The 14,570-nt window shown below is 67.8% G+C and carries 18 protein-coding genes; 3 read left to right on the forward strand and 15 right to left on the reverse strand.

Annotated features, from left to right (window positions below):
• A complete protein-coding gene (locus AC07RM_RS34560; protein ID WP_057597537.1) occupies positions 1-726 on the reverse strand; it encodes a response regulator transcription factor in 726 nt (241 codons plus the stop codon).
• 176 nt (positions 727-902) lie between these two features.
• Between AC07RM_RS34560 and AC07RM_RS34565 the strand changes: the two genes are divergently transcribed.
• Both AC07RM_RS34565 and rpoH read left to right on the forward strand, forming a co-directional pair.
• Complete coding sequence (locus AC07RM_RS34565; RefSeq protein ID WP_495337365.1) at positions 903-1,373, forward strand: Mpo1 family 2-hydroxy fatty acid dioxygenase; 471 nt, start codon at positions 903-905, stop codon at positions 1,371-1,373.
• 171 nt (positions 1,374-1,544) lie between these two features.
• Positions 1,545-2,486, forward strand: coding sequence for an RNA polymerase sigma factor RpoH (gene rpoH, locus AC07RM_RS34570; RefSeq protein ID WP_057597535.1), 942 nt, complete (start codon positions 1,545-1,547; stop codon positions 2,484-2,486).
• A gap of 60 nt (positions 2,487-2,546) precedes the next feature.
• Here the strand turns inward: rpoH and AC07RM_RS34575 are convergent, their stop codons facing one another.
• From AC07RM_RS34575 to AC07RM_RS34600, 6 genes are read right to left on the reverse strand one after another with little or no spacing between them, the layout of a single operon-like run.
• Positions 2,547-3,410 (reverse strand): DNA alkylation repair protein, encoded by an 864-nt coding sequence (locus tag AC07RM_RS34575; RefSeq protein ID WP_495337366.1) that lies wholly within the window; start codon positions 3,408-3,410, stop codon positions 2,547-2,549.
• 4 nt (positions 3,411-3,414) lie between these two features.
• A complete protein-coding gene (locus tag AC07RM_RS34580) occupies positions 3,415-4,032 on the reverse strand; it encodes an SCO family protein (RefSeq protein WP_208512971.1) in 618 nt (205 codons plus the stop codon).
• A gap of 3 nt (positions 4,033-4,035) precedes the next feature.
• Complete coding sequence (cyoE, locus tag AC07RM_RS34585; RefSeq protein ID WP_208512970.1) at positions 4,036-4,941, reverse strand: heme o synthase; 906 nt, start codon at positions 4,939-4,941, stop codon at positions 4,036-4,038.
• Positions 4,938-6,176 carry a COX15/CtaA family protein gene (locus AC07RM_RS34590; RefSeq protein ID WP_256222716.1) on the reverse strand — a complete coding sequence of 413 codons (1,239 nt, stop codon included), beginning with the start codon at positions 6,174-6,176 and terminating at the stop codon, positions 4,938-4,940. Before AC07RM_RS34590 ends, cyoE begins: the two co-directional genes overlap by 4 nt.
• A 27-nt stretch (positions 6,177-6,203) precedes the next feature.
• A complete protein-coding gene (locus AC07RM_RS34595; protein WP_203202766.1) occupies positions 6,204-6,884 on the reverse strand; it encodes a redox-active disulfide-containing membrane protein in 681 nt (226 codons plus the stop codon).
• Positions 6,871-7,719, reverse strand: coding sequence for an SURF1 family protein (locus tag AC07RM_RS34600; RefSeq protein ID WP_495337367.1), 849 nt, complete (start codon positions 7,717-7,719; stop codon positions 6,871-6,873). Before AC07RM_RS34600 ends, AC07RM_RS34595 begins: the two co-directional genes overlap by 14 nt.
• Positions 7,720-7,746: 27 nt before the next feature.
• On the opposite strand from AC07RM_RS34600, the gene AC07RM_RS34605 reads away from it, so the two are divergent.
• Positions 7,747-7,977 carry a twin transmembrane helix small protein gene (locus AC07RM_RS34605; protein ID WP_093347422.1) on the forward strand — a complete coding sequence of 77 codons (231 nt, stop codon included), beginning with the start codon at positions 7,747-7,749 and terminating at the stop codon, positions 7,975-7,977.
• 77 nt (positions 7,978-8,054) lie between these two features.
• Here the strand turns inward: AC07RM_RS34605 and AC07RM_RS34610 are convergent, their stop codons facing one another.
• The 8 genes from AC07RM_RS34610 to AC07RM_RS34645 form a co-directional block, all read right to left on the reverse strand.
• A complete protein-coding gene (locus AC07RM_RS34610) occupies positions 8,055-8,936 on the reverse strand; it encodes a cytochrome c oxidase subunit 3 (RefSeq protein WP_093347424.1) in 882 nt (293 codons plus the stop codon).
• Between the two features lie 71 nt (positions 8,937-9,007).
• Complete coding sequence (locus AC07RM_RS34615) at positions 9,008-9,229, reverse strand: DUF2970 domain-containing protein (protein WP_296801225.1); 222 nt, start codon at positions 9,227-9,229, stop codon at positions 9,008-9,010.
• Positions 9,229-9,855: a cytochrome c oxidase assembly protein gene (locus tag AC07RM_RS34620; RefSeq protein ID WP_203202768.1), complete on the reverse strand. Its 627-nt coding sequence runs from the start codon at positions 9,853-9,855 to the stop codon at positions 9,229-9,231. The genes AC07RM_RS34615 and AC07RM_RS34620 overlap by 1 nt, the downstream gene beginning before the upstream one ends.
• Positions 9,856-9,895: 40 nt before the next feature.
• Positions 9,896-10,009, reverse strand: a complete 114-nt coding sequence (locus tag AC07RM_RS34625) for a cytochrome oxidase small assembly protein (protein WP_218159410.1) — start codon at positions 10,007-10,009, stop codon at positions 9,896-9,898.
• A gap of 46 nt (positions 10,010-10,055) precedes the next feature.
• Positions 10,056-11,693, reverse strand: coding sequence for a cytochrome c oxidase subunit I (gene ctaD / locus AC07RM_RS34630; protein ID WP_093347430.1), 1,638 nt, complete (start codon positions 11,691-11,693; stop codon positions 10,056-10,058).
• A 62-nt stretch (positions 11,694-11,755) separates the two neighbouring features.
• Entirely contained in the window at positions 11,756-12,928 is a 1,173-nt protein-coding gene (gene coxB, locus AC07RM_RS34635) for a cytochrome c oxidase subunit II (RefSeq protein ID WP_093347433.1), read from the reverse strand.
• Positions 12,929-12,988: 60 nt separating this feature from the next.
• A complete protein-coding gene (locus AC07RM_RS34640; RefSeq protein ID WP_093348338.1) occupies positions 12,989-13,465 on the reverse strand; it encodes a DUF2244 domain-containing protein in 477 nt (158 codons plus the stop codon).
• A 178-nt stretch (positions 13,466-13,643) separates the two neighbouring features.
• Entirely contained in the window at positions 13,644-14,561 is a 918-nt protein-coding gene (locus AC07RM_RS34645; protein WP_495337368.1) for a methyltransferase domain-containing protein, read from the reverse strand.
• Between the last annotated feature and the right edge of the window lie 9 nt (positions 14,562-14,570).

The following is a 14,570-nucleotide window of genomic DNA, read 5'->3' on the forward strand; positions in this document are numbered from 1 at the left end:
TCAATGCAGGGTGCTGATCAACTGGGCCCGCGAGCGCATGCCGAACAGCAGCAGGATGGTCGACACGTGGTTCTTCACCGTGCCTTCGCTCAGGTTGGCGAGCTGGGCGATCTCCTTGTTCGCCTTGCCCTCGAGCACCCACTGCAGCACCTGCATCTGGCGCGGCGTGAGTTCCTGCCAGGCGCTGGCGTGGGCGAACTCTGCATAGCCGGTGAGCGCCTTCGGCACGGCCGGCGGCGGCGACTGGGCGGCATCGGGGTCGAGCAGGCCGCAGGCGCGGATGAAGCTCACCACTTCCTTGAGGTCGGCCGACTTGGGCAGGAAAGCGCTCGCGCCCAGCGCCAGCACGCCCTGCGCCAGAGTGCTGTTGCCGGTGCCCGAGAGCACCACGATGCGGGCCTCGGGGTAGCGCAGGCGGAACTCGGCCAGGCCGCTCAGGCCATGGGTGTCGGGCAGCGCGAGGTCGAGCAGCACCAGGCCGATGGCGTCCTGGTGCGCCTCGTAGAGCTTGAGCGCGTCGGCGACGTTGCCGGCCTCGTAGACCTCGATCGCGGCGCCCGAGGAGGTCGCCTGGGCCTGGACCAGCGCGCAGACGCCGAGCCGCAGCAGGTCGTGGTCGTCGACCACCAGGATCGCGGTGCGGCCGCGCGGCGCGATGCCGGCCTGCGCCGCCGAGGACGGGGGAGTGGAGGAGGAAGAGGGATCGAGCGGAGCCACGCGCCGCATCTTAGCGGTGCACCCAGGGCGCGACAGTGCCGGAAGTCATGGCGATCCCCGCGATGGCCGCCCGGTGTAATGCTATTGTTTATATAGCACTTGCCAGCGAAGCCGGCGCGGGGCACCATCGGCGGATTCCATCGCGGGCCGCAACGAACGGCCCGCACGAGCCACGGAGACATGCCATGCCGCACACCGCCACCGCCCACGCGCCCGAGGTCGCCAGCGACCGCAAGGTCGACCGCCTGCTGGCCCACTACGAACAGAGCCACCGGCACCCGACCAACGAGCTGATCCACTTCGTCGCGATCCCCGCGATCATGGTCAGCCTGGTCGGGCTGATCTTCGCGATCCACCCCTGGGCCGCCTACGCCTTCCTGCTGGCCAGCCTCCTCTACTACCTGACGCTGCGCTCGCCGGTCTTCCTGCTCGCGATGGGCATCCAGACCGCGATCCTGCTGGCGCTGGTCCATGCCATGGGCAGCCTTGTGTTGCCGATTTCCGCCGCCATCTTCGTGGTGGCCTGGATCTTCCAGTTCATCGGCCACAAGATCGAGGGACGGAAACCTTCGTTCTTCGAAGACATCCAATACCTCTGGGTCGGGCCGCTGTTCGTGGTGTCCAAGCTGCTGCTGAAACTGGGCATCCGCTGGTAAGTACCCGCTTACGGGGCTTTGCCGGCTGCAAGTCGGACAAGACCGAGGTGCTTCGGGGCCGCCGGCCGACAGCCCTTGCCTATCGGCCCGATAGAGACTTTAGGGGAACCCTTGCCTTAGCACTCCCTCTAACCGAGTGCTAATATGGCCAATACGAAGGAGTTTCCCCTGATGACATCCCTGTCTGGAGCCTCTGCCAACCAGCTCGCCGTCGCCAACCCCTGGTCGATGGTGCCCCCGCTGGGTAACCTGGATGCTTACATTTCGGCCGCCAACCGCCTGCCGCTGCTCACCCTCGAGGAAGAGCAGGGCTTCGCCCGCCGTTTGCGCGACCACAACGACCTCGAAGCGGCCGGTGCGCTGATCCTTTCGCACCTGCGCCTCGTGGTGTCCATCTCCCGCCAGTACCTGGGCTACGGGCTGCCGCACGGCGACCTGATCCAGGAAGGCAACGTCGGCCTGATGAAGGCCGTGAAGCGTTTCGACCCCGACCAGGGCGTGCGGCTGGTGAGCTACGCCATGCACTGGATCAAGGCCGAGATTCACGAGTACATCCTGAAGAACTGGCGCATGGTCAAGGTCGCGACGACCAAGGCCCAGCGCAAGCTGTTCTTCAACCTGCGCTCGATGAAGCAGGGCTTCAAGGCCGACTCGGCCGCGGCCGACACCGGCACGCACCGCGAAACGCTGAGCGCCGACGAGGTGACGCAGATGGCCGCGCGCCTGAACGTGAAGCCCGAGGAAGTGCTCGAGATGGAAACCCGGCTCTCGGGCGGCGACGTGCTGCTCGACCCGAGCCCGAACGACGACGGCGAGGAAGCCTTCGGCCCGATCGCCTACCTGGCCGACGCGACGCAGGAACCGACCGCGCTGCTCGAATCGCAGCAGCGCGACCGCCTGTCGAGCGACGGCATCGCGACCGCGCTCGAGGCCCTCGACGCGCGCAGCCGCCGCATCGTGGAAGAGCGTTGGCTCAAGGTCAACGACGACGGCTCGGGCGGCATGACCCTGCACGACCTGGCCGCGGTCTATGGCGTGAGCGCCGAGCGCATCCGCCAGATCGAGGTGGCCGCGATGAAGAAGATGAAGAAGGCGCTGGCCGACTACGCCTGATCGACTTTTTCCGCCTCTTCGAACGAGCCCGGCCCCGCGCCGGGCTTTTTCATGGGCGAATCACCCCGAGGTCTTGGCGAGGGTGCGCAGCGCGCGCTTGGCGATGTAGCGCGTTTCGGGCGTGTTCGACTCCTTCACCCAGCGCGCGCACACGCCGTCGACCCACTCCGCCTGCGTCTTGCTCGCGTCGTTGAGCCAGTTGGCGACCGAGTTCTGCACGTAGCGGCTGCCGTCGGCGCGCAAGGGTTCGAGCAGCGGCAACGCGCGCCAGGGCTCGGCCTTCAGCGCCTCGATCTGCGCGCACCACACGCCGCGCGGGCGCGTGAGTTCGCTCGCGAAGCGGCGGATGTTCGGATCGTCATCGCGCACCCACGGCTGCAGCAGCGCGAGCGCCTCGTCGAGCCGGCCGACGACCGCATCGCGCACCGCCATCCAGGCGATCTCGCGCACGCCGAAATGCGGATCGGCCGCGAAGCGCCGCACCGCCTCGAGCTGCCCGGCCAGCGGCAATTGCGACAGCGTGACCCACTGCGCCGCCCAGCAGCGCGCGACGTCGCTGGCATGCGTGGCGAGCCGGTGCGCAACGGCGTCGCGTTCGTCGTGCAGCGCGGCGAGGTCGTACAGCGCCCGCGCGATGTGGCCGTGCCGCTGCATCGGCTTGAAGGCACTCAGCATCGCCAGCGTGTCGACCAGCCGCTCGCTCGCCGCGTCGATGCCGATGTGGCCCGCCACGCTGCGCGCCAGCTGCGGCAGTTCGAGTGCGAGGAATTCGTTGAGGTTGACGGTCTCGATCAGCCCGTCGTTGAGCGCGCGCAGCACCTCGGGCGGGATCAGCGCGATGCGGAACGCGCCCTTGCGCGTCTTCAGGTGCTCGACCGCTTCGATCGCTGCGGCGAGGCTCGCGACCTCCGTGCCGGGCGCCATCGGCTCAGGCCGCCAGCAGGGTCTTGATGTCGGCCACCATCGGCGGCACGCCGGCGCCGTAGCGCGCGTACAGCCGCAGCCGGCCCTGCGGGTCGTAGACGAAGCTCGCGGCCGAGTGGTCCATCGAGTAGCTGGTGGGCGTCTTGCCGTCGACCTTCTTGTAGTAGACCTTGAAGTCCTTGGTCGTGGCGGCCAACTCGTCGGCCGTCGGGATCAGCGCGACGAAGCTGGGGTCGAAGGCGCCCATGTAGGCCTTCATCACCTCGGGCGTATCGCGTGCCGGGTCGACCGTGACGAACACCACCTGCAGCTTGTCGCCGTCGGCGCCGAGCTGCTGCTTGACCTGCGCCATCTCGGTCATGGTGGTCGGGCAGACGTCGGGGCACTGCGCGTAGCCGAAGAACAGCACGACCACCTTGCCCTTGAAGTCGGCCATGGTGCGCAGCTTGCCGTCGGCATCCTTGAGCGAGAAGTCGCGCGCGTAGTCGGCGCCCGTGATGTCGACCGCATTGAAGCTCTGCTTGGTCTCGTTGCAGCCCGCGAGGCCCAGCCCCACGGTGGCGGACACGGCCGTCCAGCCCGCGCCGGCGGCGATCAACTTCAGGGCATTGCGCTTGTTCATGGGTCAGCGGAGGTAATGGTCGACGAGCAAGGCCGCGAACAGCACGCTCAGGTGGATCAGCGAGAACCGGAAGGTCTTGCGCGCCAGGGTGTCGGAGTAGTTGCGCCACAGCGCGAAGGCGTAGCCGGTGAAGCCCACGCTCACGACCACCGCCACCGCGAGGTAGAGCCAGCCGCTCATGCCGTAGATGAAGGGCATCAGGCAGCCCGCGAACAGGATGAAGGTGTAGAGCAGCACCTGCAGCCGCGTGAACTCGTTGCCATGCGTGACCGGCAGCATCGGCAGGCCGGCCTTGCGGTAGTCCTCGACGCGGTAGAGCGCCAGCGCCCAGAAGTGCGGCGGGGTCCACAGGAAGATGATGAGGAACAGGATCAGCGCCTCGGGCCCCACTTCGCCCGTCATCGCGGCCCAGCCCAGCACCGGCGGCATCGCGCCCGAGGCGCCGCCGATCACGATGTTCTGCGGCGTCAGCGGCTTCAGGATCACGGTGTAGATCACCGCATAGCCGACGAAGGTAGCGAAGGTCAGCCACATGGTGAGCGGATTGACGGTGAACCACAGCAGCACCGAGCCGGCGATGCACAGCGCGGCCGAGAACAGCAGCGCCTGGCGGTCGCTGAGCTCGCCGCGCGCGGTCGGACGCCAGGCGGTGCGCTTCATCTTGGCGTCGATGCCCTTCTCGACCAGGCAGTTGAAGGCGGCCGCCGCGCCCGCCACCAGCCAGATGCCGATGCAGGCCAGCACGGCGCGCTGCACGTCGAGCCACGAAGGCGCGCCGGGCACGGCCAGCACCATGCCGATCAGCGCGCAGAAGACGATCAGCTGCACCACGCGCGGCTTGGTGAGCGCGTAGAACTGGCGCAGCACGCTCGCGCCATGCGCCTGCTGCAGGGGAATCGGGGTGCTCATCGGGGGACCTCCGCGCCGCGCAAGGGGGCGCCGGGTGGAACGGCGGGGTTCGCGCGCGACAGGCGGGCGCCGGCCGCCTGCTCGCGCCGGCTTTCGCACAGCGCCCAGACCAGCACCACCGCCAGCGCCGCGGCGCCGCCCGTGTGCAGCACGGCGGCCGCGAGCGGCCAGCCGAGCAGCACGTTGCCCAGGCCGGTGGCGAGCTGCAGCAGCGCGAGGCCGGCGAGCCAGCCGGCCTGCGGCCGCAGGCTGTCGATGCGGCGCATGCGCCAGGCCAGCAGGCCGAGCGCGACAAACACGAGATACGCCAGCAGCCGGTGCGCGTAGTGGATGGCGGTGAGCGCCGCGAAATCGAGCGGCACGCCCTCGCCGGTCACGCCGAGATGGCGCCAGATCTCGAAGCCCTGCGCGAAATTCATCGGCGGCCACCAGCTGTCCTGGCAGGTCGGGAACTGGGTGCAGGCCAGCACCGCGTAGTTGGTGCTGACCCAGCCGCCGAGCGCGATCTGCAGCACCAGCAGCACCGAGGTCGCGATCAGCCCGTTGCGCAGCGCCGGCGACACCGGCGTGGGCAGGCGCTGTGCGGCCACCTGGCGGTAGCGCACGGCCTGGATGCACAGCAGCGCGAGCAGCACCACGGCGCCCAGCAGGTGCAGCGTGACGATGGCAGGAAAGAGCTTCCAGGTGACGGTGAGCGCGCCGAAGGCCCCCTGCAGGCAGACCCAGACCAGCGTGGCCGCGGGCCACCAGGCGCTGAGCGCGGCATGGTCTGCGCCTTGCCGCGCCGACGAAGGCGCCGCCCTCGCCTGCTGGCTCTGCCGCGCGCGCACCACCCAGGTCGCGACCGCGAGCACCGTGATCAGCGCGCCGACGCCGGTGGCGAGGTAGCGGTGGACCATCTCGACCCAGGCCTTGCTGTGCGTGACCGGGCCGGTGGGCTGCGCGGCCTGCGCCATCGCGATCTCGTGGCGCGCGCCCACCGGGCTCGCGTTGCCGTAGCAACCGGGCCAGTCGGGGCAGCCCAGGCCCGAATCGGTGAGGCGCGTGAAGGCGCCGAACAGCGTGAGGTCGAAGGTCAGGAACAGGGTGAGCACGGTCAGCGCATGCAGCCGCCGCGCCGGGCCGGCCCCCGCGTTGCGCCGCCACACCCAGACCAGCGGCCCGAGCGCGATCAGCGCGCCGGCCGCCAGCAACCAGGCGATCGGCGTGAGGTCGTAGAGCGAGCTGGAGTCCATCTTGATTGAAAGCGTCGTGCGTCGTGCTCAGCGGCCCGGCTCGTCCCATGAGGCGGAGGCGCGCAGCAGGCGGTCGAGGTCGCGCTTGGCGCGGCCCGCGCCCTTGGCATCCATGCGCGCGGGGAAGCGCATCATGAAGTTGCCCATCGGGTCGACCACGAACAGGTGCTCGGCCAGCGTGTGGCCGGCTTCGGGCGTGAACCATTTGGCGAGCTGCTCGGGCGGCAGGCGCAGCACGGTGGCGCCACGCAGGCCGTTCTCGAGGCGCTCGGGCACGGGCGCGGCATCGCTGACCAGCCAGACGCGGTCGAGCCGGTCCTTCTCGCGGCCCAGCACCTCGCGCAGCTGGCGCTGCAGGTAGAGCTGCTGTTCGCACAGCGCGTCGCAGGCGGCATCGCCCACGGCCACCAGCAGCCACTGGCCCTTGAGCGTCTGCAGGCTGACCGGCGCGCCCGCGCGGTCGGCGGCGGTCAGCGCGGGCATCTCGTGCTGCGGATCGATCAGCTGGCCGTAGACGCTGCGGCCCTCGGGCCGGATCACGTAGTAGGTGAAGTACGAGGCGATCACGGGCGCCGCGCACATCAGCATCACGGCGATCATCTTCCAGCGCCCGACGACCGTGCGGCGGCCCTCCGCGCCGTCGAGCGCCTGGGTCGGCGACGGCATCGAGTGCACGGTCAGCCCCAGCGGCTCGTCAGCGGACTGCATCGCGACGTGCGCGGCGCGAGCGCCGGAGGGGGGCAATGAATTGGAACCAGACATAGAGGATCACCACGAGGGCCGACAGGCCGAACCACTGGAATGCATAGCCATAGTGTTTCTCCAGGCCCAGCGCGGGCGCCGGCCAATCGCGCTGCAGGCCCTCGGAAGCAGGCCCGGTCTGCTGCAGCGACACGTCGGTGCGCAGCGGCAGTTGCGTTTCGGCACGGAAGCCTTCGAGGTCGAGATTCTGCCGGATGGGCGAAGACCCCTCGCCAGCCGGTGCCGAGGCCGGCGCGGCGGGCTTGCCGAGCTCGAGCAGATGGCCCGGCGGCGGCTCGATCAGGCCGGTGACGTCGACGAGACCGGCCGGCGTCTCGACCGCGCCCAGTTGCGTGCGGTCGTTGAAATTGCGCTGGATCCAGCCGCGCTGCACCATCACCGTCTGGTTGCTGCCCTCGAGCGCGAGCGGCGTCAGCACGTAGAAGCCGGGCACGCCGTGCATCTGGCGGTTGTCGAGGTAGACCGACTGCGCCGTGAGCCACAGACCGCGCAGGTGCACGGGGCGGTGCAGCATCTCGGCCGGCCGCTCGAGCCCGAGGAAGTCGGCCTGCTCGAGCGGCGGCTTGAGCTTCTGGGCCTCGATCTCGGCCTGCAGCGCCTCCTTCTGCGCCGCGCGCGAGAGCTGCCAGCGGCCGAGCGAGATGGTCGAGGAGACGGTGACCAGCGCGGCGATGGTCATCAGCCAGAAGCGGGCCCAGGTCCAGCCGCGGTCGCTGCGCTGGCGGGAGGAGGCGGTGTCCGGCGCGCGGCCGGGAGGCGGGGTCAGGGGGTCGGGAGTCACTGGAACGCGGGTGGCAGGCGGCCGATAATGCGGGTCATGAAATACTTCGTTGCCCTGTTGTTCGTGGGCATCTTCGCGAGCCTGGCTTTCGCGCTCTTCTACATGTTGAAGGACGGTCGCAACGGGCGCGCCAAGAGCGGCGGCATGGCGCGCGCGCTCACCTTTCGGATCGGCCTCTCGGTCCTTTTGTTCCTCTGCATGCTGCTGGCCTGGAAACTGGGCTACATCCAGCCCACCGGGCTCCCTCTCGGCAAGTAGGTGGTGCTCGTTCCACGAGAACCATGAAAAAGGCGCCTGACGGCGCCTTTTTTGTGGAATGCCGCGAGGTGCTTCGCTCAAAGCCAATAGACCAGCATGTAGAGGCCCAGCCACACCACGTCGACGAAGTGCCAGTACCAGGCGGCACCCTCGAAGCCGAAGTGGCGCTCGGGCGTGAAGTGGCCCTTCTGCAGGCGCAACGTGATGAACAGCAGCATCAGCATGCCGATGAACACGTGCAGGCCGTGGAAGCCGGTCAGCATGAAGAAGGTCGAACCGTAGGTGCCCGAGCTGAGCTTGAGGTTCAGTTCGGTGTACAGGTGGTAGTACTCGTAGCCCTGCACGCCCAGGAAGATCACGCCGAGCAGCACGGTCAGCCACATGAAGCGGATGGTCTGCGCGCGATGGCCGGCACGCAGCGCGTGGTGGGCGATGGTCAGGGTCACGCCCGAGCTCAGCAGCAGCGCGGTATTGATCGTGGGCAGCCAGAACGGGCCGACGGTCTGGAACGGCTCGACGATGCCGGCCGGCGAACCGGTCACGCCGGCCGCGACGCTGGGCCACACGGCCTTGAAGTCGGGCCACAGCAGGGCGTTGTCCAGGCTGCCGAGATTCGGCAGCGCATGGGTGCGGGCCCACCACAGCGCAGTGAAGAAGGCGCCGAAGAACATCACCTCGGAGAAGATGAACCAGCTCATGCTCCAGCGGTACGAGAGGTCGATCTTGTGGCCGTACTGGCCGCTCTCGCTCTCGCCGATGGCGGCGCGGAACCACACGAACAGCGTGCCGAGCCAGATCAGCATGCCCAGCAGCAGCGACCACGCACCCCACTGGTGGCCGTTGATCCATTGCCCCGCGCCGAGGATCACGAAGAACAGGCCGATGGCGGACACGACCGGGTAGGCCGAGGGTCCTGGCACGAAGTAGTAAGGCGTGGTGCCGTGGGTGGTTGAACTCATATCAGCTCCTGGCTTTCTTTCTTCTCTCGATTCGATGGGTTCTGGGTAGCGTGGGTTCGTTCGCTCGGGGCTCAGGGCGCGACCACGAAGCGCACCACCAGCACGAGGCCGACGATGAACGCGATCACCATGACGAAGGCGACCGCGATGATGTGCAGCGGGTTCAGCTTGGCCAGGTCGTCCTGGTAGGCGCTCTTCTTGCGGATGCCGAAGAACGACCAGGCCACCGCCTTGAGGGTCGCGAGCAGCGAACCCTTGCGCGGCGTTCCGGGTGTGGGCGGCGAATCGACCATCACGAACGCGGCTCGGCGGCGGTGGTGGGCGCGACGGCGACCGGCGCCGCGGGCGTCTTGCCGCCGACCTCGAAGAAGGTGTACGACAAGGTGATCGTCTTCACGTCCTTCGAGATCTTGGGATCGATCACGAAGGCGACCGGCCACTGCTTCTTCTCGCCCGCGTCGAGCGTGTACTGGTTGAAGCAGAAGCACTCGAGCTTGTTGAAATAGGGCGCGGCCTGCTGCGGTGCGTAGCTCGGGATGGCCTGCGCGGCCATGCGGCGGTTCTGCACGTTCTGGAACTCGTACATCACCGTGTTGAGCTCGCCCGGGTGCACTTCCATCGTGCGCTCGGCCGGCTTGAAGTCCCAGAGGCCGCCGCGCACGTTGGAGTCGAACTCGACCTTGATGGTGCGGGTCATGTCGACCTGCGTGTTGTCGGGCACGCGCACGTTCTTGCCGCCGCTCGCACCGCCCGGCACCTCGAGCTCGGAGAGCGCGAGGATGTTGATGCCGGTCATCTCGCAGATGGCGCGGTACAGCGGCACCAGCGCATAGCCGAAGGCGAACATGCCGCAGGCGACCACGGCCAGCTTGCCGACCATCTGGACATTGGCGCGCCGGATGCGTTGACCGAGGCTCATGTGCGTGTGCTCCTGTGCCTTGAGGCTTGCAAAGACCGCGTCAGCGGCCGCTGAACCAGACCATGCGCACGACGAAGCCGACGAAGAAGATCAGCGCGATCGAGGCCAGCGTGAGCCCCATGCGGCGGTTGTTTCTTCTCTGTTCGGGCGTCATCGCGTGGCGGTCTCGATCGTCGGGAATGCGTGGGGCGATGCGGCGCTCAGCCGATCACCTTGGTGGCGGTCGCGTCGAGCTTGGGCGGCGTCTCGAAGGTGTGGAACGGCGCCGGCGACGGCACTTCCCACTCGAGGCCTTCGGCGGCTTCCCACGGCTTCTGCGGAGCCTTCTCGCCCTTGCCGAGCATGGTCGGCAGCACGACGAAGAAGAAGAAGTACACCTGGGCCAGGCCGAAGGCGAAGGCGCCGACCGATGCCACCGCGTTGAAGTCGGCGAACTGCATCGGGTAGTCGGCATAGCGGCGCGGCATGCCCGCCAGGCCCAGGAAGTGCATCGGGAAGAAGGTGACGTTGAACGAGATCAGCGACCACCAGAAGTGGATCTTGCCGCGCGTTTCGTTGTACATCACGCCGGTCCACTTGGGCGCCCAGTAATAGTAGCCCGCGAACATCGCGTACAGCGAGCCGGCCACCAGCACGTAGTGGAAGTGGGCCACCACGTAGTAGGTGTCCTGCAGCTGGATGTCGATCGGCGCGATCGCGAGGATCAGGCCGGTGAAGCCGCCCATCGTGAACACGAAGATGAAGCCCACCGCGAACAGCATCGGCGTCTCGAAGGTCATCGAGCCCTGCCACATGGTCGCGATCCAGTTGAAGATCTTCACGGCCGTCGGCACCGCGATCAGCATGGTCGCGTACATGAAGAACAGCTGGCCCGTGACCGGCATGCCGGTCGTGAACATGTGGTGCGCCCAGACGATGAACGACAGGATCGCGATCGACGAGGTGGCGTACACCATCGACGCGTAGCCGAACAGCTTCTTGCGCGCGAAGGCCGGCACGATCTGGCTGATGATGCCGAAGGCCGGCAAGATCATGATGTAGACCTCGGGGTGGCCGAAGAACCAGAAGATGTGCTGGTACATCACCGGGTCGCCGCCGCCGGCGGGGTTGAAGAAGCTGGTGCCGAAGTGGCGGTCGGTCAGCGTCATCGTGATGGCGCCGGCGAGCACCGGCATCACGGCGATCAGCAGGTAGGCGGTGATGAGCCAGGTCCAGCAGAACATCGGCATCTTCATCAGCGTCATGCCGGGGGCGCGCATGTTGAGGATGGTCACGATGATGTTGATCGAACCCATGATCGACGAGGCGCCCATGATGTGCATCGCGAAGATGCCGGCGTCCATCGAGGGGCCCATCTGCAGCGTGAGCGGCGCGTAGAGCGTCCAGCCCGCGGCCGGTGCGCCGCCGGGCATGAAGAACGAACCGACCAGCATCAGCGCCGCGGGGATCAGCAGCCAGAAGCTGAAGTTGTTCATGCGCGCGAACGCCATGTCCGAGGCGCCGATCTGCAGCGGGATCATCCAGTTCGCGAAGCCCACGAAGGCCGGCATGATCGCGCCGAACACCATGATCAGGCCGTGCATGGTGGTGAACTGGTTGAACAGCTCGGGGTTCACGAGCTGCAGGCCCGGCTGGAACAGCTCGGCGCGGATCAGCAGCGCGAGCACGCCGCCCACCATCAGCATCGTGAAGCTGAACAGCAGGTAGAGCGTGCCGATGTCCTTGTGGTTGGTCGCGAACACCCAGCGGCGCCAGCCGGTGGGCGCGTGGTGGTCATGGTGGTCGTCGTGCGCGTGGTCGCCGTGGGCGTGACCGTGGGGGTCGAGGACTGCACTCATTTCATCGTTCCTTGAATATCTCGTCGCTGGGCGCTGTTCGCTGTGTTGTTCCGGTCAACCGATCACTTGCCGCGCAGGGCAAGGACTTCGGCCGGCTGCACGATCTGGCCCGTCTTGTTCGACCAGCTGTTCTTGGTGTAGGTGGCGACGGCCGCGAGGTCGGTGTCGCTCAGTTGCTTCCAGGACGGCATCGCGCCGTTGTTCTGGCCGTTGAGCAGCACCATCAGCTGCACCTTGTGGTCGGCGTCGAGCACCTTCGGGTCGCCGTCGAGCGCCTTGATCGGGCCCGCGCCCTTGCCGTTGGCCTGGTGGCAGGCCGCGCAGTTGGCGGCGTAGACCTTCTCGCCGCGCGCCATCATGTCGGGCAGGGTCCAGACCTTGGTCGGGTCGTCGAGCTTGGCGGCGGCTTCCTTGCGCTTGGCGGCGACCCAGGTCGTGTAGTCGGCGGCCGAGACCACCTTCACGTGGATCGGCATGTAGGCGTGTTCCTTGCCGCACAGTTCCTGGCACTGGCCGTAGTAGTCGCCGACGGTCTCGGCGCGGAACCAGGTGTCGCGCACGAAGCCGGGGATCGCGTCCTGCTTGATGCCGAGCTGCGGCACCGCGAAGGCGTGGATCACGTCGTTGGCCGTGGTGATGATGCGAACCTTCTTCTGCACCGGCACGACCAGCGGGTTGTCGACCTTGAACAGGTAGTCGTCGGGGATCGCGCCCTTGGCGCCGGCGTCCGACATCGCGCGCTGCGAGCTGTCGAGCGTGGAGATGAAGGCCAGGCCCTCGCCTTCGCCGTTCAGGTAGTCGTAGCCCCACTTCCACTGGTAGCCGGTGGTCTTGATCGTGAGGTCGGCGTTGGTGGTGTCCTTCTGGGCCACCAGCACCTTGGTGGCGGGCAGCGCCATCACGATCACGATCAGGAAGGGAACGATGGTCCAGATGACTTCGACCACCACCGACTCATGGAAGTTGGCGGCCTTGTGGCCCACCGACTTGCGGTGCTTCCAGATCGAATAGAACATGACCGCGAACACGGCCACGAAGATCACCGTGCAGATGATCATCATCACCGTGTGCAGGAAGTGCTGCTCCTGCGCAATCTTGGTCACACCGACCGGAAGATTCAACTGGCGCACCGAGGGGCCGCCGGGCAGATCGTTGACTGCGTGCGCCGCGCCGCTGAAAGCCGCGCCGGCCGCCAGCATTGCCGGCATGAACTTATTGCGCCAAATGCTCTTCATCGTGTTCACGTTTCTTCAAATTTTCAACAAACCCAACCGTGCAGCACCGCGCGAGCCCCCTCAGGCGCCGCGCAACGCCATCCGAATCTCGCGCGCCAGTGCGGCCCTCAACTCCGGCCGTACATAGCGCCCCACCCTGACCGACCGACCCTGGCCCGACAACTCGATCAACGATCGGTCGCCGGTCTGCGGCTCGATCCGCACCCGGTGCGGGAGAAATTCCGTGCGCTCGTAGCTCCCGCCGTTCTCGAGTTCGACCACGAGCCGGCCCGCCTGCAGCATGATCCTCTCGCCATCGGTCGCATGCCGGGCGTAGGCCATGAACGCGAACCCCACGGCAGCCAGTTCGAGCCAGGCGAACGGCAACACGAGCGGCGCGCCGTGCATCCAGAAGACCGTTCCGATACCGAGCGATACCACGCACAGTGAAGCGTAGAGCCAGCCGAGCTGGCTCGGCGTCACCGAGCAGTTCCGCTTCAGAAACCAGTGGATGTTCTGGCCTGAAACAGTGGCAAATCGAAACACGGAATTCGACACGGGCGAGTTCAGCAAATCGGTAAGTCGGCGCCCGCCAGTTCCCTTGTCTTCCACGGGTTCCGACGGACCTCGATCGCGGGCATGTACCCACGAGTTTCACGCAACGGCGGATTGTAGCGGGTAGATACCAGCGGCCGTGTACCGAATGCGGCACGCGCGGGCCGCGCTACAACGGTCTTCAGTGGGCGGGCGGGCGTCCGCGCTGCAGCATCTCGCGCATCTCGCGCAGCGAGACCGCGCTCTCGGCCGACAGCGAGACCCGCGGGGTCGGCTTGAAGGCATGGCCGTAGATGATCTCGAAGGTCAGCGCGATCCGGCCTTCGCCACCTTCGGCCGGCGCGAGTTCGGGCAGTGCCTTGTGCAGGGCCGCCTGCCAGGCCCGGCCGCGCAGGGCCGGAAAACGCGCCGGATGCAGGTTGCGCCCGAGCGTGCGCAGCTCGGCCAGCGCGGCCTCGGGCGTGGCCCAGGTCAACACGATGCGCTCCATGTCCATCACGGGCTCGGCGAAGCCGGCATGGACCAGCATGTCGCCCCAGTCGTGCATGTCGGTGAACTCGTGGCTCGCGGCCGGCCAGCCGAGGCGCGCATGCAACGCGCGCAGTTCGCGCAGGGTGTCGGGGCCGAAGCACGAGAACATCAGGAAGCCGTCGGTGGCGACCTGCCGGTGCCAGTGCGCGATCAGCGCCTCGGGGTCGGCCGCCATGTGCAGCGCCATGTTGGCCCAGAGCAGGTCGACGCCCTCCTCGGGCAGTCCGTCGAAGCGCAGCTTGCCGCCCTGCCAGCGGCGCGCGCTCCACCAGGGCGCGGCCAGCGCGGCCGATGTCGCGGCGGCCAGCGCCGGCTCGGGCTCGATCACGAAGGCCTCGGCCTCGCGGTAGCGGCGCGCCAGCAGCTCGTGCGCCTCGAGGCCGCCGCGCAGCGGCGCCCAGTCGGCCCAGTGGCGCGGCTTGGCCTTGATCCATTGCAGCCGGTCTTCCATGCGCCGCCCGATCTCCTCGTGCAGCCAGGGCGAGCCGTCGGCGGGCGCCAGCCGGCGCCAGCGGGCGGCCGCCGCGGCATCGATGGTCGGCGGTCGTCGTTGGGGGTCGGTGGCCATGGGGGCGTG

Source organism: Variovorax sp. GW821-FHT09B05 (genome assembly GCF_059418265.1).